The sequence below is a fragment of the Domibacillus aminovorans genome (genome assembly GCF_001643235.1).
Lineage (GTDB): Bacteria > Bacillota > Bacilli > Bacillales > Domibacillaceae > Domibacillus > Domibacillus aminovorans.
In genome coordinates this window covers 98451-123265 of the sequence record NZ_LQWY01000038.1, presented here as the reverse complement: position 1 = coordinate 123265, position 24815 = coordinate 98451, and the positions used below count along the sequence as shown (strand labels likewise).

32 protein-coding genes and 1 pseudogene are annotated in these 24815 nt (G+C 37.2%); 26 read left to right on the top strand and 7 right to left on the bottom strand.

Features of this window, described 5'->3' with window-relative positions; translation table 11 throughout:
- Positions 1-523 precede the first annotated feature (523 nt).
- The 6 genes from AWH49_RS13480 (at position 524) to AWH49_RS20800 (ending at position 5504) form a co-directional block, all read left to right on the top strand.
- On the top strand, positions 524-2878 hold the full coding sequence (locus AWH49_RS13480; protein WP_063966132.1) for an ABC transporter permease: 2355 nt from the start codon (positions 524-526) through the stop codon (positions 2876-2878).
- 157 nt (positions 2879-3035) lie between these two features.
- Positions 3036-3803: an ABC transporter ATP-binding protein gene (locus AWH49_RS13475; RefSeq protein WP_094777177.1), complete on the top strand. Its 768-nt coding sequence runs from the start codon at positions 3036-3038 to the stop codon at positions 3801-3803.
- Positions 3804-4240: 437 nt separating this feature from the next.
- Complete coding sequence (locus AWH49_RS13470; protein WP_152333358.1) at positions 4241-4498, top strand: hypothetical protein; 258 nt, start codon at positions 4241-4243, stop codon at positions 4496-4498.
- Positions 4495-4725: a hypothetical protein gene (locus AWH49_RS13465; protein ID WP_063966131.1), complete on the top strand. Its 231-nt coding sequence runs from the start codon at positions 4495-4497 to the stop codon at positions 4723-4725. Before AWH49_RS13470 ends, AWH49_RS13465 begins: the two co-directional genes overlap by 4 nt.
- Before the next feature lie 6 nt (positions 4726-4731).
- Positions 4732-5100, top strand: coding sequence for a DUF3310 domain-containing protein (locus AWH49_RS19365; RefSeq protein ID WP_082862839.1), 369 nt, complete (start codon positions 4732-4734; stop codon positions 5098-5100).
- Positions 5101-5306: 206 nt separating this feature from the next.
- Positions 5307-5504 carry a DUF1064 domain-containing protein gene (locus AWH49_RS20800; protein WP_063966130.1) on the top strand — a complete coding sequence of 66 codons (198 nt, stop codon included), beginning with the start codon at positions 5307-5309 and terminating at the stop codon, positions 5502-5504.
- A gap of 49 nt (positions 5505-5553) precedes the next feature.
- Here the strand turns inward: AWH49_RS20800 and AWH49_RS13450 are convergent, their stop codons facing one another.
- Positions 5554-5997 (bottom strand): hypothetical protein, encoded by a 444-nt coding sequence (locus AWH49_RS13450; RefSeq protein WP_063966129.1) that lies wholly within the window; start codon positions 5995-5997, stop codon positions 5554-5556.
- Positions 5998-6064: 67 nt separating this feature from the next.
- Between AWH49_RS13450 and AWH49_RS13445 the strand changes: the two genes are divergently transcribed.
- Positions 6065-6319, top strand: a complete 255-nt coding sequence (locus AWH49_RS13445) for a hypothetical protein (RefSeq protein WP_018392933.1) — start codon at positions 6065-6067, stop codon at positions 6317-6319.
- A 15-nt stretch (positions 6320-6334) separates the two neighbouring features.
- Positions 6335-6628, top strand: coding sequence for a hypothetical protein (locus AWH49_RS13440; RefSeq protein WP_034284688.1), 294 nt, complete (start codon positions 6335-6337; stop codon positions 6626-6628).
- Between the two features lie 598 nt (positions 6629-7226).
- On the opposite strand, the gene AWH49_RS19350 is transcribed toward AWH49_RS13440, so the two are convergent.
- On the bottom strand, positions 7227-7397 hold the full coding sequence (locus AWH49_RS19350; protein ID WP_082862841.1) for an aspartyl-phosphate phosphatase Spo0E family protein: 171 nt from the start codon (positions 7395-7397) through the stop codon (positions 7227-7229).
- Between the two features lie 760 nt (positions 7398-8157).
- Between AWH49_RS19350 and AWH49_RS13430 the strand changes: the two genes are divergently transcribed.
- From AWH49_RS13430 to AWH49_RS21320, 3 genes are all read left to right on the top strand, one after another.
- Entirely contained in the window at positions 8158-8382 is a 225-nt protein-coding gene (locus tag AWH49_RS13430; protein WP_063966127.1) for a hypothetical protein, read from the top strand.
- A gap of 112 nt (positions 8383-8494) precedes the next feature.
- Complete coding sequence (locus AWH49_RS13425) at positions 8495-8683, top strand: DUF3954 domain-containing protein (RefSeq protein WP_063966126.1); 189 nt, start codon at positions 8495-8497, stop codon at positions 8681-8683.
- Between the two features lie 30 nt (positions 8684-8713).
- On the top strand, positions 8714-8962 hold the full coding sequence (locus AWH49_RS21320; protein ID WP_082862836.1) for a GGDEF domain-containing protein: 249 nt from the start codon (positions 8714-8716) through the stop codon (positions 8960-8962).
- On the opposite strand, the gene AWH49_RS13420 is transcribed toward AWH49_RS21320, so the two are convergent.
- Positions 8959-9333 (bottom strand): potassium channel family protein, encoded by a 375-nt coding sequence (locus AWH49_RS13420; protein WP_425305713.1) that lies wholly within the window; start codon positions 9331-9333, stop codon positions 8959-8961. The two genes, AWH49_RS21320 and AWH49_RS13420, sit on opposite strands and share 4 nt — an antisense overlap.
- Before the next feature lie 267 nt (positions 9334-9600).
- On the opposite strand from AWH49_RS13420, the gene AWH49_RS13415 reads away from it, so the two are divergent.
- From AWH49_RS13415 to AWH49_RS13395, 5 genes are all read left to right on the top strand, one after another.
- On the top strand, positions 9601-9804 hold the full coding sequence (locus AWH49_RS13415; protein WP_063966125.1) for an XtrA/YqaO family protein: 204 nt from the start codon (positions 9601-9603) through the stop codon (positions 9802-9804).
- A gap of 33 nt (positions 9805-9837) precedes the next feature.
- Positions 9838-10512, top strand: coding sequence for a hypothetical protein (locus AWH49_RS13410; protein WP_063966124.1), 675 nt, complete (start codon positions 9838-9840; stop codon positions 10510-10512).
- 192 nt (positions 10513-10704) lie between these two features.
- Positions 10705-10839: a hypothetical protein gene (locus AWH49_RS21315; RefSeq protein ID WP_169816000.1), complete on the top strand. Its 135-nt coding sequence runs from the start codon at positions 10705-10707 to the stop codon at positions 10837-10839.
- Between the two features lie 254 nt (positions 10840-11093).
- Positions 11094-11462 carry a nuclear transport factor 2 family protein gene (locus tag AWH49_RS13400; protein WP_063966122.1) on the top strand — a complete coding sequence of 123 codons (369 nt, stop codon included), beginning with the start codon at positions 11094-11096 and terminating at the stop codon, positions 11460-11462.
- Positions 11463-11497: 35 nt separating this feature from the next.
- Positions 11498-12094 (top strand): DJ-1/PfpI family protein, encoded by a 597-nt coding sequence (locus AWH49_RS13395; protein ID WP_063966121.1) that lies wholly within the window; start codon positions 11498-11500, stop codon positions 12092-12094.
- A gap of 450 nt (positions 12095-12544) precedes the next feature.
- Here AWH49_RS13395 and AWH49_RS21105 read toward each other — a convergent pair whose 3' ends face one another.
- The 3 genes and pseudogenes from AWH49_RS21105 to hpaB all read right to left on the bottom strand — a co-directional run bounded on the left by AWH49_RS21105 (position 12545) and on the right by hpaB (position 14779).
- Entirely contained in the window at positions 12545-12880 is a 336-nt protein-coding gene (locus AWH49_RS21105) for a site-specific integrase (RefSeq protein WP_342341791.1), read from the bottom strand.
- Between the two features lie 14 nt (positions 12881-12894).
- A pseudogene (locus AWH49_RS21100) lies at positions 12895-13107 on the bottom strand (Arm DNA-binding domain-containing protein); the annotation flags it as partial.
- Positions 13108-13342: 235 nt separating this feature from the next.
- Positions 13343-14779 carry a 4-hydroxyphenylacetate 3-monooxygenase, oxygenase component gene (gene hpaB / locus AWH49_RS13390; RefSeq protein ID WP_063966120.1) on the bottom strand — a complete coding sequence of 479 codons (1437 nt, stop codon included), beginning with the start codon at positions 14777-14779 and terminating at the stop codon, positions 13343-13345.
- A gap of 540 nt (positions 14780-15319) precedes the next feature.
- Between hpaB and AWH49_RS13385 the strand changes: the two genes are divergently transcribed.
- The 9 genes from AWH49_RS13385 (at position 15320) to AWH49_RS21000 (ending at position 23718) form a co-directional block, all read left to right on the top strand.
- On the top strand, positions 15320-16351 hold the full coding sequence (locus AWH49_RS13385; protein ID WP_063966119.1) for a zinc-binding dehydrogenase: 1032 nt from the start codon (positions 15320-15322) through the stop codon (positions 16349-16351).
- Between the two features lie 464 nt (positions 16352-16815).
- On the top strand, positions 16816-17979 hold the full coding sequence (locus AWH49_RS13380) for a DUF4317 domain-containing protein (RefSeq protein WP_063966118.1): 1164 nt from the start codon (positions 16816-16818) through the stop codon (positions 17977-17979).
- 352 nt (positions 17980-18331) lie between these two features.
- Positions 18332-19381: an LLM class flavin-dependent oxidoreductase gene (locus AWH49_RS13375; RefSeq protein ID WP_063966117.1), complete on the top strand. Its 1050-nt coding sequence runs from the start codon at positions 18332-18334 to the stop codon at positions 19379-19381.
- Between the two features lie 166 nt (positions 19382-19547).
- Entirely contained in the window at positions 19548-19709 is a 162-nt protein-coding gene (locus tag AWH49_RS20110; protein ID WP_157723731.1) for a hypothetical protein, read from the top strand.
- Positions 19710-19876: 167 nt separating this feature from the next.
- A complete protein-coding gene (locus AWH49_RS13370; RefSeq protein ID WP_063966116.1) occupies positions 19877-20509 on the top strand; it encodes a PepSY domain-containing protein in 633 nt (210 codons plus the stop codon).
- A gap of 146 nt (positions 20510-20655) precedes the next feature.
- Entirely contained in the window at positions 20656-21333 is a 678-nt protein-coding gene (locus tag AWH49_RS13365) for a response regulator transcription factor (protein ID WP_063966115.1), read from the top strand.
- A 68-nt stretch (positions 21334-21401) separates the two neighbouring features.
- Positions 21402-22745 (top strand): sensor histidine kinase, encoded by a 1344-nt coding sequence (locus AWH49_RS13360; protein ID WP_244886847.1) that lies wholly within the window; start codon positions 21402-21404, stop codon positions 22743-22745.
- A gap of 596 nt (positions 22746-23341) precedes the next feature.
- Positions 23342-23668, top strand: coding sequence for a DUF1064 domain-containing protein (locus tag AWH49_RS13355; protein WP_063966113.1), 327 nt, complete (start codon positions 23342-23344; stop codon positions 23666-23668).
- Positions 23629-23718 (top strand): hypothetical protein, encoded by a 90-nt coding sequence (locus AWH49_RS21000; protein ID WP_280512832.1) that lies wholly within the window; start codon positions 23629-23631, stop codon positions 23716-23718. The genes AWH49_RS13355 and AWH49_RS21000 overlap by 40 nt, the downstream gene beginning before the upstream one ends.
- A 116-nt stretch (positions 23719-23834) precedes the next feature.
- Here AWH49_RS21000 and AWH49_RS21310 read toward each other — a convergent pair whose 3' ends face one another.
- The gene (locus AWH49_RS21310) at positions 23835-24140 is read right to left on the bottom strand and encodes a TIGR04104 family putative zinc finger protein (RefSeq protein WP_082862835.1); all 306 of its coding nucleotides are present in this window, start codon (positions 24138-24140) and stop codon (positions 23835-23837) included.
- 373 nt (positions 24141-24513) lie between these two features.
- Between AWH49_RS21310 and AWH49_RS13350 the strand changes: the two genes are divergently transcribed.
- A complete protein-coding gene (locus tag AWH49_RS13350) occupies positions 24514-24759 on the top strand; it encodes a hypothetical protein (protein WP_063966112.1) in 246 nt (81 codons plus the stop codon).
- The last annotated feature ends 56 nt before the right edge of the window (positions 24760-24815 follow it).

Genomic DNA, 24815 nt, shown 5'->3' with positions numbered 1-24815 from the left:
CCACCACCAGCTTAGGATTAATCCCCCATGAGTGCTTCCCGTAAGGGAGCGACATTCTGTGATGCACCGTGGTCGTTGGAGTCAGACTAACGGATGGGCTCTATGGCACCATAGTTGATCGACCTTCCTCTCCCAGCCGTAGTATCCAATACCCGTTCTGCACCCATTTTCATCATCTGTGGTCTAGCGCTGATTTTGCGCTACATGGATGGCTAACGGGCAGGTTAGCTTAATAAGAAAATAATAACTGTCGAAATCTACATCTAAAGTTGTATGGGAAATTCAGCCTTAAAATGTATTGAAGATTTCCATTAAATTGTTATATTTAAACCATAAAGGATTTTAGTATACCCAATTGAAGTATTAAAAGATACTGGGTTTGGCAGAGGAAAGAGTGAGCATTAATAAATATCTTTTTATATGTTTAACGTTAATTTTGTCATTCTTGCTTAGTGCTTGTTTTGGAAATGAAAAAGTTATAGAAATAGAAAAAATATTATCTATGTAGAAAGGAGGAAAAACTTTGTTTTTAAAAATTGTAAAGAATGATTGCTACAGGAAAAAAATCATAACTGTGACAGTGTTTGTATTTATAACTCTGGCAGTTCTTTTGGGAGCTAGTGCAACAAATATTATTGCCAATCTGATTCAGTTGATGTCGGAACTGCAGGAACGTGCAGTCCCAGCTGACATTACGCAAATGCATTCCGGAAAGTATGACCCGACAGAAATACATAAATTTACGGAAGAACAGCGTGAGAATATAGCGATGCAGGAGACGATGGTTCTTCTGAATTTTGATGGAAGTAATATTCATCTTGGCCAAAATCAAACGATGGCTGGAACTATACAGGATATTTCATTTGTTGTACAGAATAAGAAATTTGATTTTATATTGGATCTGAATAATGAAAAGCTGGAAGTAAAGGAAGGTGAAGTGGCGGTTCCCATCTATTTCATGGAACAATATGACTTAAAAATAGGTGATACGATTACGGTGAAAAGTGGAGGGTATCAGAAAGAGTTTGTCATTTCAGATTATGCAAGAGATTATGAGATGAACTCTTCCTTTACTTCTTCGAAACGGTTTGTTATTAATCAGGCGGACTATGATGAAATGCTTATAAAGCAGACAGGGGAATTGGAATATCTTATCGAATTCAAACTGAATGGAAATGGGGATTCTCAAGCTGTTCAGACTGCATATATCGAAGCAGGTCTTCCAGCAAACGGTCCTACAATCGGAGGAAAGATATTTCTGCTGTTTAATGCCATGTCAGATGCGGCAGTTGCAATGATCATTATACTTATCAGTATTCTGCTGATTATTATAGCTTCGCTTTGTATCAGACTTACGTTTCTGGCAACGATTGATGAAGATTTAAGAGAAATCGGTGTTATGAAAGCAATTGGAATATCTAAAAAGGATATAAAGAAGGTATATCTTAACAAATACAGAGTCTTGTCAGTAGTAGCCGGTATAATAGGCTATCTGCTTTCTTTTGTAGTGGTAAATCTGTTTAACGGTAATATGAGACTTTATATATCTTCGGATTTATCAGGAAACTTAAAATATGTACTATCTCTTATAGCTCCATTATTTGTATATTTCATGATTGTGATGTACTGCAAGAAAGTACTGAAAAGTATCGATAAGATTTCTGCGGTGGAAGCATTGCGTTCAGATATCATGGAGCGTGGAAAGAACCGAAAAAACAGTTTTCCACTGCTTAAGAACAAATTCTTCAGCACCAATATTTACATGGGACTAAGGGATGTATGGAAACGTTTCAAATTATACAGGTTACTGTTTTTTATTTTTGTCGTATGTACATTTATTGTAATACTTCCTTTAAATATTTATAACACCATGAATTCACCGGAATTTTCCACATACATGGGAATAGGAAAATCCGACATGAGAATCGATCTTCGAAGGACAGATACGATTACAGAAGATTTCAAAAAGCTGCAGGAAGAATTGCAGAATGATTCGGATATTGAAAAGTATGCCGCATACATCACAAGTTCCTACCAGGTCAAAAATGCGGAAGGTTCCTGGGACTATATTAATATCGAAATCGGAGATTTTTCCGTATTTCCATTAAATTATCTGGAAGGGAGAGCACCGAAGGGTGAAGGGGAAATCTCACTTTCCTTTGCAAACGCGTCAAAAGACGGATTAAACAAGAAAGTGGGAGATGAAGTAGTAGTAAATGTTGCAGGGACAGAAAAGACTATGAAAGTAGTTGGTATTTATCAAGATATTACAAATGGCGGGAAAACAGCAAAGGCGGATACTAGTCTTGCTTTAAATGAAGATGCCGTTCTTTGGTATATTGTGAGCATGGATGTGGCTCAAGGCGTTGATATTCGTGAGAAAATGGACTTCTATCAGAATACCTATGATTCTGCACAGGTAAATGATATCAAAGAATATACACAACAGACTCTTGGAAATATCATTGATCAGATGATCACAATTGTTATAGGCGGGATCACAATTGCAGTAATAATTGTTGTATTGATAACTGCATTATTCCTTAAGATGTTATTGTCAAAGGATATGTCCCAGATTGCAATCATGCGAAGTGTGGGTTTAACTTCCAAAAATATTAAGCATCAATATATGGCAGGAACCTTAATGGTACTGATATTGGGAATCATACTAGGAGTGCTGGCTTCTGATTATTTAGGGGAGTTTCTTGTAAGTATGGCAATGTCCTCTATGGGAGCTGCAAGAATTCAATTTGTTCATGTTGCATGGCAGACTTGGCTGCTTTGTCCGTTAGTGCTGATTGTAGTAGTTGGATTTACTATATCTGTGTGCTGTAAGGTAACAGTAGAAGATGATTTATCTGTAGCTTTAAGAAGTTAGAACTTCTGAAAAAGGTCCGGGCAGGAGGCGTATCTGCGAAGGTGGAAGAAGTCCCCTGCGTGAAGGCGCCGATGTAGATAAGAATGCAGATTCCTGAAAAATAAGACATTCCGGGATATAGACTTTGATTTAAATAGTTGACATTGGAGGAATATATTTGAGCAATATATTGGAAGCAAGAAGTATGAACAAAAAAGTAGGATTAGGGAAAGATCATGAGCTTCATATCTTAAAGGATGTAAACTTGGAGATAGAAAAAGGTGAATTCGTATCGGTCATGGGGCCATCCGGAAGCGGGAAGTCAACGCTGCTATATAATGTAAGCGGTATGGACAGAATTACTTCAGGTAGTGTGAAATTTAAAGGTCGTGAAATCGGTAGACACAAAGAAGAAGAACTGGCGAAGATTCGACTGAATAACATGGGATTTATCTTTCAGGATATTAATCTTTTAAAGAATCTGTCATTGATTGACAATGTTATGTTTCCTGCTCTTGTATCAAAAGATGCTGATAAAAATGCGGTACATCAAAAAGCAAAAAAACTGTTGGAAATGACAGGAATTGAAAAGCTTGCAGATCATAATATCACCCAGGCATCTGGTGGACAGCTGCAGAGAGTCGGCATCTGCAGAGCATTGATAAATGATCCGGATATCATATTTGGAGACGAACCGACCGGAGCATTAGATTCCAAATCGACAGAAGAGATTATGTCACATCTTACAGAGATTAATAAAAAAGGGACAACCGTAATGCTCGTTACGCATGATGTAAAGGTGGCAGCAAAAACCGAAAGAGTATTGTATATGGTAGATGGAAATATTGTGGAACAGAAGAAAATGCGTAAATACGATGCGCAGCATGACGAAATTAAGGAAAGAGAAGAAAGCATTATGAAATGGTTAGTAGAAAATGGATTCTAATTTTTCATTTTTTATCAATATCCCAGGCTTTTTTCAAGATGAAGGGCGTCTTTTTTATTCCACAAGATAGTTTGTGAAATATTGTACTTAAACTATCGGGGGCGTTAGTTCAAGAAAACAGACAACAAAGGCCGATTTTCTCGGTCTTTTTTCTTTGGTTAAAAGTCAGCATTGGATTTTAACAGAGCCCACAAAAAGAAGTATTTTATAGAACGGTGAAAAGGGAGTTAAGAGGCGATGTGAAGATTAAGTTTTTTTAAAAAAATCATTGTCTCTTATTTGGAAGAAGATGAAGGTGATTGTTACGCCGATTACTCTATAAATCGTAAGAATCATGAAGAATAAAATATTGAAATTAAAGAGATACTGAGTGCTAAATGGGAAATCATTCAATAACCAAATAGGGGGCGTTTATCATTTTTAACATGGGCGAATGGGTGGAAAGTCTGTTAGATAAGAAAATGGGATTCGTTGAAGGTGAAAATCAATTTGGGGCAACAGTGAACTGGATTGTGAACGGGAAACTCATTAAGGGCAACGCCACGCAGCACACGTTGATTAAGCTAGGCGACAAGCTAAAGAGCGAGGATCTGAACGAACTGATTGAACTATCGCTACTAACAAAAGACGAAGAATGGTTTGTGGCTTTAATGGATCGGCTGAAGCAGCAGAAAGAAGGAGAGATGGCGGAATGATTGGACAAACCTTCATAATGCGTATAGAAAAGCCAATGAGCTACCACGAACGATTATTCCGCGCAGAAGGATATACAACGGGTGACATCGGCGCACTGGTGACGCAGATGATTGATAAGGGATTCATTGAAGCAGACGATCCACATGCAAGAGAAATGGCGTGTGTCGCGGAAATGGCGAAAGTAAGGGCGCGGCAGTACAGGATGGTAGAGGGTGAAGCGGAATGAAAAGTAGTGATTACTTCTAGCGAAAAAGAAAATTGGTATGTAGATAAAGTCGGAAATGTATTTGATGTATTTCCATCAAAGGCAGTGAGCGAATATTACTATGTTACAAGTGGAGCCTATGAAGCAAAGACGATTCGGTTCGAGCATTATATAGTCATCGAAGAAAGCAACAATCAAAATGAGCAAAATTCAAACTTTGATCCAGTAGACAAACCAGAGCATTACCACTGCACAGGCATTGATTTCAACACAGTCATGAAACGCACCTTCACGAAAGAAGAGTACGCCGGTTTTTGTAAAGGCAACATCTTAAAATACGCAATAAGGCATTGGTTAAAGGGCAGCGTAGAGGATTTAAAGAAGCTACGTTTCTAATACGGCATTCTTTTTGACAGTAAATCCGAAGCCGATTATTACATGCGTCTTCTAGCAGATCCAAGTGTCGAAAAGGTTGAAGTACAACCGGTATTCGAAGTGATACCTTCATCCCAGTCACATGCTATCACTGTAACGGATCAGGCAAGCGGACAAGCCCGAAAACGGAGAGGTCAATCCATTGTACTCTTTGCTCTGGAAAAGGCTTGAAAACGAAGCCAGGAGCGAAATATACGGCTGATTTTAAAGTTTATTACAAGGGTGGCCGGACAGAAACTGTGGATGTCAAAGGGGGACCGGCTTCACGGGATTTTTCATTGCGGCGTAAGTTATTAGAAAAGGCGATAGGGCAGGAAGTGACAGTCATGGAGTATAATTACGGTGAGTGGAGGAGGAAACGCTGAAATCGTTCTTTAACTAATAAAGAAGCCGTAAAACGACTTCTCAATAAAATTAATATAATAGAAACTGTCCAGGCATCATTTGTGGAGCATAATTATATCCTCCAGGCATCATTCGTGGAGCATAGTTATATCCTCTAGGCACCATTTGTGGGGCATAATTATATCCTCCAGGCATCATTCGTGGAACGTAGTTATATCCTCTAGGCATCGTTTGTGGAGCATTGTTCTCTTCTTCAGGCATCAATTGTGGAGCATTGTTCTCTTCTTCAGGCATCGTTTGTGGAGCATTGTTCTCTTCTTCAGGCATCATTTTGGGGGCACAGTTACCCCCTTCAAGCATCATGTAATGTTGTTCAACCTTCGTTACGTAATAAAAGTGCTTTTGATAATAATGCATGTGCTTTTGAGGATCCACGTATTCGTATTTTTTTGCCAGCAGTCCATATAAGTTTGCTTTTGCTAAAAGATCTTTTAACGTTTGATCCAATTGCATTAAAAAACCCCCTTGTTAAAGTTAATTCAATGAAGTATATGTTGCAAAGCTCATATGGTGCTGGGAAGTGTCAAAAGATCCATGTGATAAAGAATATTATGTCATTGCACGAGGATCTGGTAGCCATGTAGATTATTATTCTAATCCGGAACTAGAAGGATTACTCGGCAGCCTGCCTGTGCATTGGTTTGAGAGTTTCAGATATGTTGAAAGTTTACAAGCTATCGAATCGGGAGAAATCGCAACGGAACAGATGCCAGAGGTAGCAATATTCGATGAAGAAGAATCGTCACAGTTTATCGAACAGCTCAGTTTATTTTAAAAAAGGGGTGGCGTGATGAACATTGGAGACTGGGTATTCTGCAAAGTCGGAGAGGAAACAGCCCTTGGCTACATTACCGGGCTTCCTCACTCAAATGGGCAAGTTTATGTGACGAGAGTAGCCAAACGCGTGAATGATACGCTGGTTTGGATGAAGCCAGAGTCCAGAATTTATGACCAAAACAAGACAGCAGTAATAGATAATACGCTGGCAAAAGAAGACTATCAAGACCTAATAGATTTAGCGATCAAGACAGGGGATCGGCAGTGGTTCTTTGAGTTAAGAGAAAGGATGCTACAGGATGTGTAGGTAAATGTGGAAGTGGAGTTTTAAACAAAAAAGAGCCAGGTTAGTACCTGACTGTACAAGGATTAGATTTTGCAGGGGAGTATGACGTGGAAATGTCATACAAAAAGAATATACCCATTATTCAATAGTAGGAATTTAACGAACGATTTTTGGTTCTATTTTCATTAATCCACCAATCGATATGGTCCAAGTCAAAAACAATAAGGCTGTTATTAGGGTTTTTGTGAGGGATTTCCCTTTTTAAAATAAGATCATAAATTTCTTCTTCGGTTAGCGGATAGTCGACCGAATCAAGATAAGAAATTAATTGCTTGATTCTGTGTACATTTCTCAAATAATCACCTCTATCAAAATTCTAGATGGAATGAAAACTTCGTGTAAAGGATAAACGAGAGGAGCGTAGTGTTCTATACCCATTTATCAAATGAATATTCTCGATCAACAGTACGTCGATTCCGGCATGAAAATAGCCGAGGGAGTAAAACCTCGGCTAAAAGGAGTAAAACTGTCGTGTACAAGCAGGAACTCTCATGCAAAAACAGTTTAACCATCCAAGAGAAAATTATACAAAAAATGATAATTAATCTCGATAGTTTTTTTAAAGTCTGCTTTGCAATTGAAATTGGAGAATTAATTTGTCCAGTTCTTCGCTATATTTAAGGGTTTCGATATCTGTAAATCCCTTTTTTAAACCAGAGGCTATCATTAACTCGCGAATATCGTTAATTTGGATGGATAAGTCCTCTAAATTTAATTGAGTAGATAATATTTCAGTTTCACGTAACAATCTTGGTTTACTTAATAAAGCCACTAAAGAAAAAATGAAACTAATGAATAAAACTATTGATATTATCCATGCAACAATATCGATTAGCGGCATACTGTGATGGCCTCCTTCGTTGAGTAAATTTGAATTAGTTACTAGTCATATCCAATTAGGGAAAAATTAAACAAAAAGGATACTATGGAAACAGAAATCAAGCACAAAATCTTATATAAGAGGTGTAAGGGAGAGTGATCAACAGTAGACATATAAGGAGGATGAAATCAGTGGATGAAGTGCAAAAATTCAATTCAGAAAATAGTCATCAACTAGGGTACGTCATGATGGCAGAAGAAATCCCGATGAAAATCAAAGTGGAAGTCGAGTTTTAAACAAAAAATAGCCAGGCCGGAGCCTGACTGTAAAAGAGTTGAATGTTGACGAATAAGGTTTAAGTTGAGTATGACGAGAATCCCTCGTACGAAAACAATATATTCAATTTAGAAAAGATTATACAAAAAAAGCCAAGGAAAAGTCCCCAGCTCTTGAAATAGTCCTCGTTGTGGATTGTACTCATATTAGGTTGTTTAAGCGAAATCAAAATAGGCAGTCGAAAAGACGATTGATCAACAGTAGAGTAAAAAAATCAAGCTGGGTTGAGCGCTAAATGGTATTAGTTCAGAATTAAAACATAAATTTAGTGTGAAATACAGACAGGTGAATAAATGCTAAATAAAATACAGTAAAAGGAAAGAGGTGGAGTGCAATGCTGAGAAAGGTATATTGGTCTAAACTCAACGATTCATGTGATAAAATAATAATAAAAGCTGGTTTTAGGAAGGAAAGTAACGAGCTTTATGAACCTTATGAACTCTCAATTGAAACATGGGAAAAAGAACCGGCTGGTTGGGTGTATAAAGGGGAGCAATCAAAACAAAGGCAGCAACAATTAGAGGAGCATCCATCTATACAATTGCTGTTAAAATTATAATAATTATTCAACAGTTTGAGAACAAAATATTACAACTAAATAGCCAACGTCCCAACGGAAAAACCGACGGACATCAAACTCTAGAGTAGGTTTATACCTGCGGTAGAGCTTGGTGTCCTTTTTTATTGAGAAAAGGAGCGATCAAGATGAATTCAAGTTTGAAAGAGCAGCTAAAACAATGTATGTGGTGAAGGACGGTCAGCTGATTCCCCATGAGCCCCCGGATTACGGAGAAACAGTCGTTATTACGATAGGCGGCAAGGTGGACCGTCTGGAGACTACACAGAAACGGAAAATTTAATCAACAGTCGACACAAACTGTACAACAAGGGTGGAACAGTTAAATCATCACACGTGGAAACTAATATCTTTTGGCATAAATGAATTTAAAGAAATAAACGACACTTACAGACATGACTACGGAGATCAAGTACTTGAGCATCTATCAAAAATTTTATGCAAATCTTTTGGACAAAAAGATATTATCGCTAGATGGGGTGGGGATGAATTCCTCATACTTTCCACATTTTCCGATGAAAAATTAATAATAAATAAAATAAATCAATTTCGTTTCGTCTAATTATTTTTCTTGTTTTCTGGTTGCTTTGTTAGCGCGTAAGCAATATATCCTATTAAGCCTATAAACAACCCAGTACCGGCGATAATATAAATCATTGTAAACACTTTTCCCAATGTCGTTTGGGGTTCAATGCTGGGATGCCCAACCGTACTGAGCGTAGCGATACAAAAGTAAAGCGCATCGATCCATGAGAGTCCTTCTTGCGTCACATAGAAGATGGTACCTGACAATAACATAACCAGAACCAATATGAAAAGAACTTGGAAGTTTTTCAGCTTGAAAGCCTTCCATACTTCCATAATCCTTTTAACAAACGATTCAACGTCAGAAGAAATGATATCATTGCTGTTTATTATTCCTTTCGCTCTCATCACTCCTAGGTAATGATGAGTGATTGTGTAATATGATTCTTAATTGTTCCTATTTAGCATAGTAGAATGATGGGAAAATCATACCTTTATGCTTAATAAGAAGTCAATAACAAAGCTTAGCATCTTCTATTACTTAAAAAAATTAATGAACAGCCTGACAATAAGGTGAACTGAATATTTTAGCCTAACGGAAAAACCGAGGGCGCTGAATGAACGCACAAGATGCGTTTGTTTGGTGCTCTTTTTTCACGAAAAAAGGAGGAAATAATGGTTAAACCACAAGATATTGTGATCAAACCTTCCACAATGATGCTGGAATTGGATATAATGGAAATACCGAAAGCTTGTGTGGTGGTGATCTGTAATGGAAAAGCAAAATTGAGAGAATTGCCGCCACACGGTGAATACAAGATCGTGACACATGAAGGGAAAGTGAAACGGATGAAGAAAGAAGAGGGAGAGGAGTTTTGAGTAATCTAAGAAAATTATAAGGAGAGTGCTTTAGTGAACAAAATTGTATACTTGTCAGTAAATGCATTAGTAACGACTTTTACTATTCAAACAGTAGTGGAAATGGTCATAGAAGAGACAAGTATGTCCAGAATTTTGTTTTTCATCATTATGATGTACGTAGTATTTAACACTTTGCTCTTTTTAGGAATTTATATAATGGATTATTTAGTTAGCAAGCTGGACTCCTTTTTAGAAAGAAAGAAAAAAAAGAAATATTCATTATTTAACTGGTTAAGTGACCCGTATCTAACACTCGACTTTAGAAATGAATTATTGAGAGAACTGGACTTTGATTCAAAGAATTTTCACGAAAATTATCAAAAGATAAAAGAAAAAATAAAAGAAAATAAAAGCCTCAATGATTTAAAAGCATTAAAAATGTATATGGAAATGAAGACAGAAAGTCCGCGCTATAATTCAATATTAAGCTCAACACAGACCATTTTGATCGCAGTATTAACAACCGCACTTATAACAATGTATAACATTGATAGTACAAATGTTTTTGAAAGGAATAAAAGCCTAATTTTTTTTGGGGGATTCTGGGCTTTCCTTTTGTTAACTATTGATTATATAAGTAAAGAAATAGATAGAAATAAACTATTACTTAAATTAATTTCTGAATGTGTTGAGGAAGAAGAAAAAAGAAAAAAAAGCAAGATATAATATATTAGTTCTGCCAGCCCACTGGAGGACACTGAATGACGCATTACGCGTTGTTTGGTGTCCTTTTTTGTTTTTTAACGGACTGTGTCGTTGTAACCGATCTACAATTTGATACCTATTTTTGCAACCAAAGGAGTGAATGTGATGAATCCAAGTTTGAAAGAGCAAATGAAATGATCATTCTTAAAAAGTATAACCCCTTGTCTTGTAACAAATGAATTTAATGAACAGAATAAAGAACTTACAGGTGGTATTATCCTTAGTCAACAAGGGGCAGAAGAGTTGTTGCTAGAACTTCAAAGTAAAATAAAAGTGGAGATGAAATAAAGATTTGAAATAAAAAGTTCTGTTCTTAAGAGCAGGGCTTTTTTGCCACTTTTTATTTGCCTCGGTTTGATTGTTCTTCATTCAATCTATCTATCCCTTTCTTTCTTTAACTTGTTTCGAGTTTTACGGAGGAAAAGGTGGTGAACACTTAAAACACCTGCTATGGACCACAATACAATCATACTTAAAGAGGAGTTATTCTTGGTAACAAGAGATTTGTAGGCGTATAGTGATAAATAAATAGGGGGGTTACTATGGAAGAAACTCTAATTATTGAACATGAAGAAATGCTTCGAAAAGCAATGTTATCAAGTAATTTAAAGACCTTGGATGAACTGATTCATGATGATCTTATCTTTGTTAATCATTTTGGACAAATCCTAACAAAAGAAGCTGATATTGAAGCTCATCGTTCGGGAGTGTTGAATTTCACTGATATTGAAGTTATGGATCAACGAGTAAAACTTCTAGATCGTTCAGCAGTGACAGTAACACGAGTCTCTTTAAAAGGAACTGTTGGTGCTGATTCAATTGAAGATGAGATGTGTTACACTCGGATTTGGCAAAATATCGATGGGAAAATGAAAATTATTTCAGGTCATTGTAGTTCTGCTAAGCAGTAATGAAGAATGTATAATTAAAAAAAGGAGAATCCCATATGAATAATAATCAGTGGAGAGTAGGAATTTTTCTATTTGATGATGTAGAGGTTTTAGATTTTGCAGGACCATTTGAAGTATTTTCCGTAACGGAATTAGAAGATGATGAAAAACCTTTTATTGTTGAAATGGTATCAGAAAAAGGGAACATAATAAATGCTCTAAATGGTTTAAAGGTACAGCCGGATTACAACTTTGAAAATATGCCGCAATTTGATATTCTTATCATCCCCGGTGGACTAGGGGCTAGTGAACATGAAATGCATAATGATAGTGTAATAAAGTGGATTGCAAATCAAATGAAAAGTGTTCAATTAATGACATCTGTATGTACAGGAGCCCTTCTACTGGCAAAATCAGGTTTACTAGAAGGCAAAAAATGTACAACTCATTGGGCATTCCTTGAAAGACTAGAAAAGGAATTTCCAGAAGTCGACGTACAACAAGGGGTTAAATTTGTAGATGAAGGAGATATAATTACATCGGGGGGAATTTCAGCGGGTATCAATATGTCTTTTCATATTGTCAAGCGATTATTAGGTCAGGAAGTAGCTCAAAAAACGGCTAAAATTATGGAATACGATATTATTTTTTGAATAATTTTCCTTTATACAGGCTCTGTTAAATAACGTTGTTGATTTTCCCTCAAAATAAAAAGACCGAGATTAACCGGTCTTTTTATTTACTTCTTAGCCTAAACTATGCCTTTCCGGTTATCGGAAAGGCAGCTAAAATAGCATCCACTTCTTTTATTAAGCCTTTTAAATAGGTTTGGTCCGATTCAAATTCGAAATGAAGGACAGCGGACAGCACCCTCTCCTGCAGGATAGCACGTTTCAATTACCCAATAAATTTCACCTAATTTATTTATTGTGCATTCACGATTGTCACACAAGTACACCCTTGGAACGCGAACAATACCTTACTACATTTTAATTAGCTAAACCCCTTGAGCCGTATGACTTTGAAGGGGTTTAGCTTATTTTAGTCAAACACAATATTTTTAGTAGGAATACGGTTTTGACCAAAATTTGACCAAAATTATTTTAAGAACAGTGAAACATACTTCTCATACTCTTCAATGGTTTCTTTGCTAAGACGATTGCTGACATGCGAATACACATCTGCCGTAAGGCCATGCTGCGATGACCGAGGCGGTCTTGAATGAGCATCACCGCGTGTGTATGACGCAGTGAATGAATGGGCAGTTGTTGAAGTTCGGCTTGTTTCAATATGCGCTTAAAAGCGTTGAATAGGGTAGTGTTTGGTAAATAATTTCCATTGATACAGAAAAATACTAAGTTTAAATCATGCATATAAATATCGTTTAACGTCAGTTTATTGCTGTTTTGCCATTTCTTATGATCCCGCAGCTCATTCATGATTGACTAGCTCATCACGATTTCACGCTTTGAGTTATAGTTTTTCGTATCTCCGAATAAATCTTTTTCTGAATCAGCCTGGAAATCAAGCGACCTAGCCAATTATTTAAATAAAAGGAAAGGTTAATATTCTCCTCGTTTGTTTTAAGGCCCTCAACAATTTGTCTTTCTGACTCCGCAGCGGCAATTTGTGCCTCTTTTTTGGTGGAAAACCCGCCTTTGGACTTTACTTTATATTCCTGTGTAAAGGGATCTTTATAGGAGGCACGATGCTCCTACTTACGTTACAGCGTTTTTCACTTTGAAAAACGCTGTAACGCCAGCTAGAAAATGAGAATCCTTCTAAAAATATAAATTGTTAAATTATGGAGATTAATATGCGTTTTTAAACACCTAAAGATCTTGTTTTCACCAAAAATGAGCTTGGCTTTTTTGCTTCACATTTGTTCGGTTCTCCTCTGACTATTCTTGCAAAAAATTCTTCACTCGTTTAACATACGGTTCCTTATCGTAGGAAAAATACAATTTACTCGAAAGTTTAATGGGATCACCAAAGAAAAACCGTTCATAAAGCGTTTCGCGTGTACCAAAGGAGCTCATCGTTAAATCCCATGCTAAACGGAAAATCTTAATACGATCCTCTGCATTTCGGGATTTAGCCTGTAAATATTGATCTAAATCTTTTCTAATACTGGATTGAAATGTCTTTTCTGTTGGAATCGTCATCAATCCACTTGCACTTAACAGCTGAATAATTTCGGTAAACCTTGGATAAACTCGTGGAAATAAATTGATGGCGATTTGGAGTGTTGTTTGATCTGGTCGCATAAATCCCCATTCGTCGATTTTGGCTTCAATCTCTGATTTGATCACTAAGGCTTTCATCGTTTCTAATGCGACAATAATTTCAGAAGCTTTTTCCTGAACATGCTGATATTCCACAATGTTAATTGTGTCGATAATAGATTGGACAATCCCCAAAACAAATTCTGTTTTAACAATTTGTCTAGAGACAGCTTGATGCAATGTAAAAGGTAAAAACGAACTAGAAGCCATGAATTTGTTCGATACTTCTATGTTGTCATAATAAAATACGCGTTCCCATGGAACTAACACATTGTCGAAAATAACAATCGAATCCATTTCCTCAAACCGCGAACTTAATGGATAGTTAAACGAAGAGTCACCTTCAACAAATGAATCTCTACAAACAAACTTAAGGCCTTTGCTATCGCTAGGGATAGAAAAAGCAAAACTTTTCGCTTTATCCTGAATGCCTCCTGCTGAAAAAACCACTATTTCATCCGTTATTCCACCCTGTGTGGCCAGTAATCGAGCACCTTTTATGATGATACCCTCTTCGTTCTTCTCCATCACTTTTGCTGCAATAGGTTCATCGGTATCTTCAAAATAAAATTTTGCCCGATTTACTTGTGGATCAATAAATGTATGTGTCATGGATACGTCATTTTCACGTGCATATTCATAGAACTTTATTATATTTTCGGGAAAACAATTTTCTTTTCCTTTCAAAAAATTCACAGATGACGCAAAGGCCATTAACACTGTATTCATATAGTCTGGGCTTCTTCCCATCATTCCATTGTTCGATATAGCCCATTGTTGGATCATTGCTCGTCTTTTTATTAGATCATCGCTTGTTTTCGGCTGTAAATACGACATACCTACGGGCTCTCCAGTTGATGGTGATGGATAGGTCATGACATCTTTAAGTGATTCAGCATGTTGCAAGTCATATAACGCTGCTTGACTTTTCATTACCCCTTTGAACGCAGGATGTTCGGAAATTTTGCCTGTCACAAGAGCTCCATCTATCCATACACATGTTTTTAGGTGATCAATTCGTTCAATGTAATCATTACCGGTTATAGCGGGCATACGCACACTCCTAAAAGTTAGCTAATTGTTATCGTAATGGACGTATAGAATTCGTTCATCCATTTCTTTAGTTACAGCATATTAATATGTCTTTTTGATTGTTACCATTAGGTGACCTTATCCTGTCGCATAGACACTAATAAAAAATGAAAGAAAAGGACAGAGGATTGCAAATACAGGCAGGATCGATCTTTGTGGCATCGAACTGTTTATGGCAGGAGGTGTTCCCATGAAAATTGGTGAAATACTTGAACTCACTCAAACAACTATGTCACTGGCAGAGGTCAGAGCAAGCTTTTGAAAACATATTTAGACGAGAATTAACATTAAAAGGTTTCTAGAATTCTTATTCTGCATCATTCCAGGTGAAGAATGGATCAAAGAGTATTGACTTTATAACGAATGGGGGAATTCATTTAAAAAACTAATCTCCCATAGCTATAAACTCAGGGGTACCCAGAAAGCTTTCAACATAATTATCAAACGTGAAAAATCTTATGGCAAAATGTTAATAATTCTAAACGAGGAGTGAAAGATACAATGAAAGCCGTAATGAAAGTGGAACTAGGTTATGATAATATGTCACTAGTAGAAATCCCAGAACCAGAAGTAACAAGTGATTTAGTTAAAATTAAAGTTGCTTACACAGGAATTTGCGGTACAGACATTCATACATTTACAGGAGAATATAGAAACTCAAAAATTCCCGTTGTATTGGGACATGAATTTTCCGGCGTTGTAGTAGAGGTTGGAGATGCAGTAAAAAATGTTAAAGTAGGGGACAGGGTTACAAGTGAAACCACATTTACAACATGCGGCAAGTGTGAGTACTGCTTAGAGAAGGATTATAATTTATGCTCTTCTCGTAAAGGAATCGGTACTCAAGTAAATGGCAGCATGTCTGAATACGTGGTTTCTCGTGAGGAAAGCGTTCATGTTTTGTCCGAGAATATAAGCCTTGAAGCAGCTGTATTAACAGAGCCGTTAGCTTGTTGTGTACATGCAGCATTAGAAAAAACAACTATTAATAAAGACGACAAAGTACTTATTTTTGGACCAGGGCCAATTGGTCTGCTTCAATGCCAGGTTGTGAAAGCACAAGGTGCGTTTGTCATTTTAGCAGGCATCACAAAGGATAAGCAGCGCTTAGAATTAGCGAAATCATTAGGTGTAGACGTAATTGTTGATGTTCAAGAAGAAAGTTTAGAGGAAGTTGTCATGAAACATACAAATGGTTATGGTGTTGATAAAGTGTTTGAATGCTCTGGTGCAGTGCCAGTGCTTAATCAAGGCTTGCAATTAGTAAAGAAAAAAGGAACATTTGTACAAGTAGGTATTTTTGCGAATAAGATGAACCAGCTGGATCAAGAATCGATTATTCAAAGAGAATTAAAGTATGTTGGTACACGCTCGCAAAAGCCTAGCTCATGGCACATAGCATTACAACTCCTAGAAGAGCAGAAGATTGATACAAACAAAATGATTACAAAGATTGTACCTTTAGAAGACTGGCGTAAAGGTTTTGAGGCAGTAATGGCAGGAAACCAAATTAAGGTTATTATTGTGTCATAATCTCATGATTTCTATGCTATAAACCATTTATAAAAAAGATGAACCGGAATGATCTACATTTCGGTTTTTCTTATTGAACTATAGGGACAGTTTAGTTGAATAAGTGCATAGTATGGTCGGACTGTGATTAAAAGAGAAGATGTAAACATCTCGGAAAAACATATACAAATGCCAACTGTTCCTCACAAAAGGAGCATTACCCCCTTAGATTGTGAAGTATTGTACTTAAACTACAGGGTGCGTTCCTTAAATATCTTGCTGCCAACCCAAGCGGCTTTTTTTATTGAACTAAAGCTAAAGTATCCGTTGGTAATACATTAAAATCATTTAGGGTGAGTGGAGATTTATTCTTTAAAAATAGGATGATACGAACTTTGTTCCTTTCAGCTATTAAAATTGAAAAAACATTAAGTATTACTATTTTCTTGTCTGAAAAGTATAATTAGGAATGGGAGATGAGACAAATGAATAAAAAAGACATCACTAATATCCGAAAGCAATTTAAATTAGACAATCCTCTTATGGAAATTCGAGAAATCCTCAATGTTTATGTAAAGAAAGAATCAGGTGAGATTTACCATCAAGTCAGCCAACCGTTTCAAATGTTAGAACAGGAAACACAAGAATTATTTTTAGCAAACTTTAAAAAGGTTTTGACAGGTCATCTTGACGCCAAACTGTTTGAGCTGAAATTTCAACGCGATGTGGCAGACAGCACACAAACTATCCTCTGTGAAGGATTACGAGCAGAATCAACGGAAGATTGGAAAGAAAACATGCTGAAAATAGTCGAGAAAATGTTTGCTCATGCTGCTTATGAATTTGATACAGTAGTAACATTTATTCGGGGAGAATATCAAAAGGCGATCAGAAAACGAGATCCGGAATCTGAAGAAGGAGGGAATGATGAGGTTTATTCCAACGAGTTTATCCTTTGCAGTCTCAATAAAACCGATCAGCCGAAAAAAGCCTTGCTGTTTGATTATATCGAGAAAGAATTCAAATCGAATAACGCAGTTGACCCTATTATTAATTTGACTTCTCCGTTAACAGGTTTTCTGTTTCCTGCCTTTAATGATAATTCAGCAGATATTAATCATATTCTCTATTGTGGAGGAAAAGTGAATCAACCAGAAGGTTTATTTATAGAAGAAGTTCTCAACTGTGAAGAGATTATTACTGCCATGGAAGATAAGGACAGCTTCGAACAGATCTTAAAAACAGTAATGGGAGACAAAGTGGATTCCATAGTCATTTCTAATGTTTATGAGGAAATCGATAAAATGGTGCAGGAGAATGAAGAAAACGAAGAAGAAAGTGAACCCCCTATGTTGGATTATCGGGACATCGAACGCATATTAACGGTAAGCGGCGTCGAAGATGTGGATACCGCCAAAGTGGAACATGCCTTCAAAGATGTCGTAGCGGACGAAAAACATGAGTTCAAAGCAAGCAGTTTAGTTCCAAAAAACATTAAAATCAATACGAAGGTAGCAGATGTATCCGTCAGCCCGAAAGACCTGAAAAATATAAAATATATTACTTACAATGGAAAACGGTGCTTATTAGTAGAAATCGATGAAGATGTAGTCGTCGAAGGGTTTCGACTAGAAACAAAGACACTCTAGTGGATTTTGAGGGACAGGTTCCTTGAATCCATTACAAGATATATTAATGAGTTTTAGTTGGTTCTTTACAACTGAATCATAAGTACGGCGGAATTTTTGGTATTATAAGTGAATTTAAATTGATACTAGACTATTATCAAACAGAAATTAACATTTAGAATCTAGAAATAGATAGATAAGGGTAAGTGTGTGAAAAGCTGAGGGATTGTATTCCTCAGCTTTTTTAGATTTGAAAAATGAATAAATCTCGAATCTGAGGTATATTAAAGTAAATTGATATAAGTATGAAGAAGGAACCTAAAAAATCCGCTCTTCTTTTACAAAATCATCACGAATCCAGGAGGGATTGTTAATGGAGATAGGAATCAGCACGTTTGTAGAAACAACACCGGATGTTAAAACGGGGGAAGTGATCAGCCATGCACAACGATTGCGTGAAGTCGTTGAGGAAATTGTGCTTGCCGATCAAGTAGGATTGGATGTATTTGGGATAGGGGAGCATCATCGTCATGATTTTGCAGCATCCTCTCCGGCCGTTGTGTTGGCTGCCGCGGCTCCACAGACAAAGCGTATCCGGCTGACGAGTGCGGTCACCGTACTTTCCTCTGCAGATCCAGTACGGGTATTCCAAGATTTTGCTACGCTTGATGGCATCTCAAATGGGCGCGCGGAGATCATGGCAGGCCGTGGTTCTTTCATCGAATCCTTTCCGCTATTTGGCTATGATTTAAAAGATTATAATGAGCTTTTTGAAGAGAAGCTGGAATTGCTGCTGAAATTACAAAAGTCCGAAGTCGTGTCTTGGTTCGGTAAACATCGTCCGGCCATTGACAATCTTGGTGTGTATCCGCGTCCGGTGCAAAATCCTTTGCCTGTATGGATCGGGAGCGGGGGCAATAGTGAATCGGTCATCCGCGCAGGACTGATGGGGCTGCCACTTGTTCTGGCAATCATAGGAGGACGTCCAGTCCAGTTCGCTCCACTTGTCCAGCATTATAAACAAGCGGCGGCTCAGGCTGGTCATGACGTATCCAAATTGCCGGTTGCGTCCCATTCACATGGATTCATTGCAGAGGATAACGAGACGGCAGCAAATAAATTTTTCCCTCCCACCCAACAAGTCATGAATGTGCTGGGAAAGGAGCGGGGCTGGGGGCATTATGACCGGGCAGCATTCGATGCGGCACGAAGCTTTGAAGGTGCGCTGTATGTGGGGGATCCGGAAACCGTGGCCCAAAAGATCATTCACCTTCGAAAGAATGTAGGCATCACACGGTTTATGCTTCACGTACCGGTTGGTACCATGCCACATGGGGATGTGATGAAAGCCATCGAGCTATTGGGGAAAGAAGTGGCACCTATTGTTCGGGAAGAAATCGCCAAATGGGAAGCCACGCAGTAAACCAGCACCTACTACTGGACAATCTCTGCCAGTGAGAATTTCTTGTTACCCTTAAAACATATGCCACCTATACAAAAGAAAAAATCTCGCTGGAGGAATAACGAATCCAGCGGGATTTCCTCCAACCAAGCTGCTCTGGTGCAAAGACGTATCGGTTGAGGAATTAATGTTAGTTGAAAAAATAGGATCAGATGTGCAGGATGGGGACTTAATAAGAATCCAATCGTCTCCAGAAGGTATGAAAGTAGAATTTTTAAAAGAAAAAACGGAAAGTGTTAAAAAGAGAGCTAGAGCAATAAAAAAACAGTTGCTTAAGCGTAACCAATAAAAAAAGCTGTATCAGTCAGTATACTGGTACGGTTTTTTACTATTAGTAAAATGAAAAATTTTTAATGTAAATATTAAGCTGTTTTTATTTTGGATTCATAAGCACTTCATGATAAGAAGTTATGATCATAATGCACGATAAAACAAGTTATCAGGAGGAAGACAAAAATGAAAAAGAAACTTTTAGTCCCAGCATTAGCAGTTACGGTTCTTGGAAGTGGTATCGCAGGTTCCGTAATAGACTTTTCAGCATTTGCATCAGATAGCACACAGACAGAAGTCTCTGAAAAAGTGGAACAAAAGCAATTAGAAAAGAAGACGAAACTAACGAAACAAGAAAGTGTCGATATTGCCTTAAAAGAAGTCCAGGGTAGTGCATCAGATGTAGAACTTGAAGACGAAGATGGAGTAATTATCTATAGTGTGGAAGTCACGGATGATCAAGGTCAAAAACATGAGGTCGCGGTAGATGCCAATACCGGTAAGATTTTGAAAATAGAAGCAGATGACGAAGAGTCTGAGAAAGAGGACGGCGAAGAAAACGATAAAGAAGAGCAAAAACAACTTGAAAAAGAAGCAACCGTAACAAAAGAAGAGAGTATTGCCATCGCTCTTAAAGAAGTTCCAGGTAAAGTAAAAGACGCAGAACTTGAAGATGAAGACGGTGTTGTTGTATATACTGTAGATGTTATAGATGACAAAGGGGAAGAAAAGGAAATCGTAGTAGATGCTAAATCTGGCAAAGTGTTAAAAGTTGAAGTCGAAGAAGATGATGCTGAAACAGATGATGATAACGAATAAGTAAACAAAGATGAGAAAAGGGGGTCCTATTTGCTTATTGCAGATAGGATTCTTCCTTTAGATTTTTTAAAAATGTCAATTCAGGATAATATGATAAAGAAAAATGTTCACAGGAGAGTAAAGTTATGAATGAAGGGAGTTAAATGATGCAAACGATCTTGATTGTAGAGGATGAAGAAAGATTAGCTGAATTTTTAGAACTTGAGCTCAAATATGAGGGATACTCCGTTGAGATTGCATATGATGGACGTTTAGGTCTAGAAAAAGCATTACATCAAGATTTTGACATCATTCTTCTTGATTTGATGCTGCCGGGACTAAACGGAATTGAAGTATGCAGGAGATTACGAACGGCCAAAGACACACCCATCATTATGCTAACGGCAAAAGACAGTGTAATGGACCGGGTGATGGGGCTTGATAATGGGGCAGATGATTATTTACCAAAACCTTTTGCCATTGAAGAATTACTGGCAAGAATGCGCGTTATTTTTAAGCGCCAGGAAAGATTAGCAGCAAATCAGACCATTTCTTTGAAATTTAAGAATTTAGTGCTCGATGTAGAATCCCGCCTCCTTACGAAAGAAAATGAAACCATCGAGCTTACGAACAAAGAATTTGAACTACTTTCTTTTTTTATGAAAAACATTAACCGGGTATTAACAAGGGACATGCTTTTAGAGCAAATATGGTCTTATGATACGACAGTAGAAACAAACGTGATTGATGTGTACGTCAGGCATTTACGTAATAAGTTAAATACAAATGAAAAAGAGTCTTACATTCAAACAGTAAGAGGGGTTGGGTACGTGATGCGGGATTGAATAAATTTATTACATATTACTCTAATTTGCCAATCAGATGGAAAATAACGATATGGTCATCGGCGTTCATGTTTATCCTGTTTCTATCGTATTCAATCCTCCAGTATATGATCATTGAACATAGAACTTTAAATTATGAGAAAGAAAATATGAATCATCAGTTAGATGAAATATTAACGTTTATTGAATCGAACCATCAGCATCTTACCGTAGATGAAATAAAACAAAGCGAAAACGACTTTTCAATTATAAATGAAGAAGATCAATTAATTCGAATCATTGATCAAAAAGGGACTATCGTCATGGACGTTACGGAAGATTTACACGAAGCAGAGGTATTACCAGTATTAGTAAACAGTAAGGAGTTTGAAATCGTTAGAAATAGCGAAGATCCTCTTCTTATTTTAAGAGCACCTGTTGTAACGGATGAATTTGCCGGGACGATTGAGATTATTAGAAGTATGGAAATGATTGACGACTTCATTGATAATATCTTTTTTGTGTTGATTACCGGGGGTGTCGGTGGACTGTTACTAAGTTTCCTTGGAGGAACATTTCTTTCAAGACAATTGCTTTCCAATGTACGTGTGATCACGGATACGATGCAACAGATAAAAGTGAATGGTCTGCAAGAGCGTGTTCCTACCTATGAAACGAATGATGAAATTGCCCAACTAGGAAAACTGTTTAATGAATTAATGGATGATCTGGAAGAGTCTTTTATTCAACAAAAACAATTTGTTGAAGACGCATCCCATGAATTACGAACACCACTGGCTATCATTCATGGTCACCTATCCCTGTTAAATCGGTGGGGAAAAGATGATCCCGAAGTGCTTAACAAATCGCTTCATTCAAGCTTAAAAGAGGTCGAGCGCCTGATAAAACTTGTTCAAGAGCTGCTGGAACTATCAAAAGCAGAAACAGGAACAATGGGACCTACTGAAGTGAATCCGGTTCATGTCGTTCAGTTAATTCAATCTGTTAAACATAATTTTGAACTATTGCATCCTGATTTTATGTTTACTACACATATAGAGAAAGGAACACAATACGTAGCTGTACCCCCTCGTCATTTAGAGCAGATTTTGATTATATTATTGGATAATGCTGTGAAGTTTTCAGTGGTAGAAAAAAATGTAGTAATTGCTTGTTTTGCTGAGAATGAAACAGTACACATACAAGTAATCGATAAAGGAATCGGGATTTCAAAGCAGGATATTCCTTACGTGTTAAATCGGTTTTATCGGGCCGACAAAGCGAGAAGCAGTAAACAGGGAGGACAAGGTCTCGGCCTCGCCATTGCGAAACGATGGATTGAAAAATACAAAGGAACAATTCATATTGATAGTGAAGAGGGGAAGGGAACAACCTTTACGATGACTTTTCCAATTGCTAAATCACCTTTCTAAGAATGAAGTATACTAAAAATTATAATTTATAAATTGGAAAATTGTAGCTAGGGTTCCGCTATTTATATAGGTCTGTGAGAGAAATGGCATTTATTCGTTAAAGTGATATCCTTATTGAAGTAAAGAGTACCATACATCAAGAGGGAAGTATGGCTCTTCATATCTTCATATTGAAGTAACGGGTGCATTAGTTCATATGAGATCTATACAACTTAGTTTTACCTAAGAATGTGAAATAAAAGAAACATTTAACACTTCATATTTTTTATGGAAGCCTTGTAGGGCTACTCTTTGGAGCGTACTCTGAGCAGATGGGTACATGTGTGTTATTAGGAGCCATTCTTGGTCAATTACAGAAGGATACACCTCACAATAAAGTTAGAAACAAAAAGACCGAAATAAACAGTCTTTTTGTTTTGATTAAAAATCAACATCAGAATGTACAGAACGCTTGTGTCGAGGTTCATTTTACAGATGGAAAATAGTGGAATTATACTGTGGATGGGGCGTGGTATTGAGGAAATAACAAATATAATAAAAACATAATTAACAATGTGCAAAATTCAAAAAATAAAATGAAAAGAAAACTCATCTAAATGAGAACCTGTAATTGGAACGCGAAGAAAACATTTGTATACGGCATTCTTTTTGACAGCAAAGCCGAAGTCAATTATTATCTGCTTCTTTTAGCAGATCCAGACGTTGAAAAGGTGGAAGTACAACCAGTTTTTGAAATCATACCGACATACGCAGTCACATGCTATGGATGTAACGGATCAGGCAAGCGGACAAGCCCGAGAACAGGCCGCCCGATAATTGTACTCGTTGTTCTGGAAAAGGTGAGAAAACAAAGGCAGGGGCGAAATACACAGCTGATTTTAAAGTGTATTGGAAAGATGGTTGCACTGAAATTTATGACATAAAGGGCGGACCGGCTTCACGGGATTTCTCATTGCGGCGAAAGCTACATTGAAAAGGCAAGCGGGCAGGAAGTTACAGTCATGGAGTATGTCGCGGTGAGTGGAGAAGAAAACGCTGATCAACAGTAGATAGAAGCTGTGACACAGATAATGAGAATTAAAGATTGAATTAATCTTCAATTTGCAAGGGATAGTACTTTGCATAAAAAGGAAAAAGGAGGGGGGTCAATAATGATGCTGTCAGTATCAAACAAGCTATCCAAGAGGGCAATTGATGATTAATTGACAAAAATAACAATACAGGTGAGACGGAAGCGAAACATGTAAAGCTATAAATTAATCGCGAAGAAAAACAAACTTTGTATTTAGTTCTACACATGCTACATTTTATCGGTTTGTAAAACAAGAGAAGGGAATTGAAAATCTCATTCCATTTGAATTGATGACCACAGTTAGCACATTTTTGTATGCTCATTTATAACACCTCCTTGAAAGGTAATCTGTTGAAGATTCATTTTAGTTGTCTTATAGCACTTGGTGTTAATTTGGAATTTTATCTGAGAATAGTTAGTGCACATTCTGTTGAAAATGTAAAAAGGGTAATGAGCTAAATTGTTGTTGCCTGCCAAATCAAAAAGAGGAGACAAAAAACGAGAAGGACAAGTGTTACAAGCACTCCGCCAATGATAAACAAATGTACTTTAAGACTTTTAAGAGTTTGTTTCTTCATAAGTATCACGCTCTATAAAACATTATATAACAAATTTGGTAAAAATGGATGAGGGGAAAATTAATTAAAGGAGTGGCAGCCTTGAAAGTGGGCGATTGGGTTTTAGCAGCGTCTGGCCATGAGTTATATCGATAGCTTTTCGGAAGATTTAGAGACGGTGCATATGACGAAAATAGCTAGGTTTGTAAGAGGTATTCCTGAAAACATCAAACCAGCCCCAGCTACGTGCTCAATGAGTTTAATTGTACCGTTGGATTCTTCTCTTTTGAAAGAAGATTATGACGATCCTATCGATTTAGCGATCATGACTGCAGATCGGCAGTGGTTTTTTGAATTAAGTGAAAAGATACTGCAGGATGTGTAAAACGTTCGTATATATTGAATTAAAAAAGCGACTGTAGTTACTTTATACAGTCGCAC

Excerpts from the sequence above, each read along its gene's own strand:
- AWH49_RS13465 (WP_063966131.1), top strand. The coding sequence starts at position 4,495 with ATGATTGGACAAACCTTCATAATGCGTATAGAAAAGCCAATGAGCTAC.
- AWH49_RS13450 (WP_063966129.1), bottom strand. The coding sequence starts at position 5,997 with ATGCAATTGGATCAAACGTTAAAAGATCTTTTAGCAAAAGCAAACTTA.
- AWH49_RS13440 (WP_034284688.1), top strand. The coding sequence starts at position 6,335 with ATGAACATTGGAGACTGGGTATTCTGCAAAGTCGGAGAGGAAACAGCC.
- AWH49_RS13430 (WP_063966127.1), top strand. The coding sequence starts at position 8,158 with ATGCTGAGAAAGGTATATTGGTCTAAACTCAACGATTCATGTGATAAA.
- AWH49_RS13420 (WP_425305713.1), bottom strand. The coding sequence starts at position 9,333 with ATGAGAGCGAAAGGAATAATAAACAGCAATGATATCATTTCTTCTGAC.
- AWH49_RS13415 (WP_063966125.1), top strand. The coding sequence starts at position 9,601 with ATGGTTAAACCACAAGATATTGTGATCAAACCTTCCACAATGATGCTG.
- AWH49_RS13400 (WP_063966122.1), top strand. The coding sequence starts at position 11,094 with ATGGAAGAAACTCTAATTATTGAACATGAAGAAATGCTTCGAAAAGCA.
- AWH49_RS13395 (WP_063966121.1), top strand. The coding sequence starts at position 11,498 with ATGAATAATAATCAGTGGAGAGTAGGAATTTTTCTATTTGATGATGTA.
- AWH49_RS21105 (WP_342341791.1), bottom strand. The coding sequence starts at position 12,880 with ATGAATGAGCTGCGGGATCATAAGAAATGGCAAAACAGCAATAAACTG.
- hpaB (WP_063966120.1), bottom strand. The coding sequence starts at position 14,779 with ATGCCCGCTATAACCGGTAATGATTACATTGAACGAATTGATCACCTA.
- AWH49_RS13385 (WP_063966119.1), top strand. The coding sequence starts at position 15,320 with ATGAAAGCCGTAATGAAAGTGGAACTAGGTTATGATAATATGTCACTA.
- AWH49_RS13380 (WP_063966118.1), top strand. The coding sequence starts at position 16,816 with ATGAATAAAAAAGACATCACTAATATCCGAAAGCAATTTAAATTAGAC.
- AWH49_RS13375 (WP_063966117.1), top strand. The coding sequence starts at position 18,332 with ATGGAGATAGGAATCAGCACGTTTGTAGAAACAACACCGGATGTTAAA.
- AWH49_RS20110 (WP_157723731.1), top strand. The coding sequence starts at position 19,548 with ATGTTAGTTGAAAAAATAGGATCAGATGTGCAGGATGGGGACTTAATA.
- AWH49_RS13370 (WP_063966116.1), top strand. The coding sequence starts at position 19,877 with ATGAAAAAGAAACTTTTAGTCCCAGCATTAGCAGTTACGGTTCTTGGA.
- AWH49_RS13365 (WP_063966115.1), top strand. The coding sequence starts at position 20,656 with ATGCAAACGATCTTGATTGTAGAGGATGAAGAAAGATTAGCTGAATTT.
- AWH49_RS13360 (WP_244886847.1), top strand. The coding sequence starts at position 21,402 with ATGTTTATCCTGTTTCTATCGTATTCAATCCTCCAGTATATGATCATT.
- AWH49_RS13355 (WP_063966113.1), top strand. The coding sequence starts at position 23,342 with ATGAGAACCTGTAATTGGAACGCGAAGAAAACATTTGTATACGGCATT.
- AWH49_RS21310 (WP_082862835.1), bottom strand. The coding sequence starts at position 24,140 with ATGAGCATACAAAAATGTGCTAACTGTGGTCATCAATTCAAATGGAAT.
- AWH49_RS13350 (WP_063966112.1), top strand. The coding sequence starts at position 24,514 with ATGAGTTATATCGATAGCTTTTCGGAAGATTTAGAGACGGTGCATATG.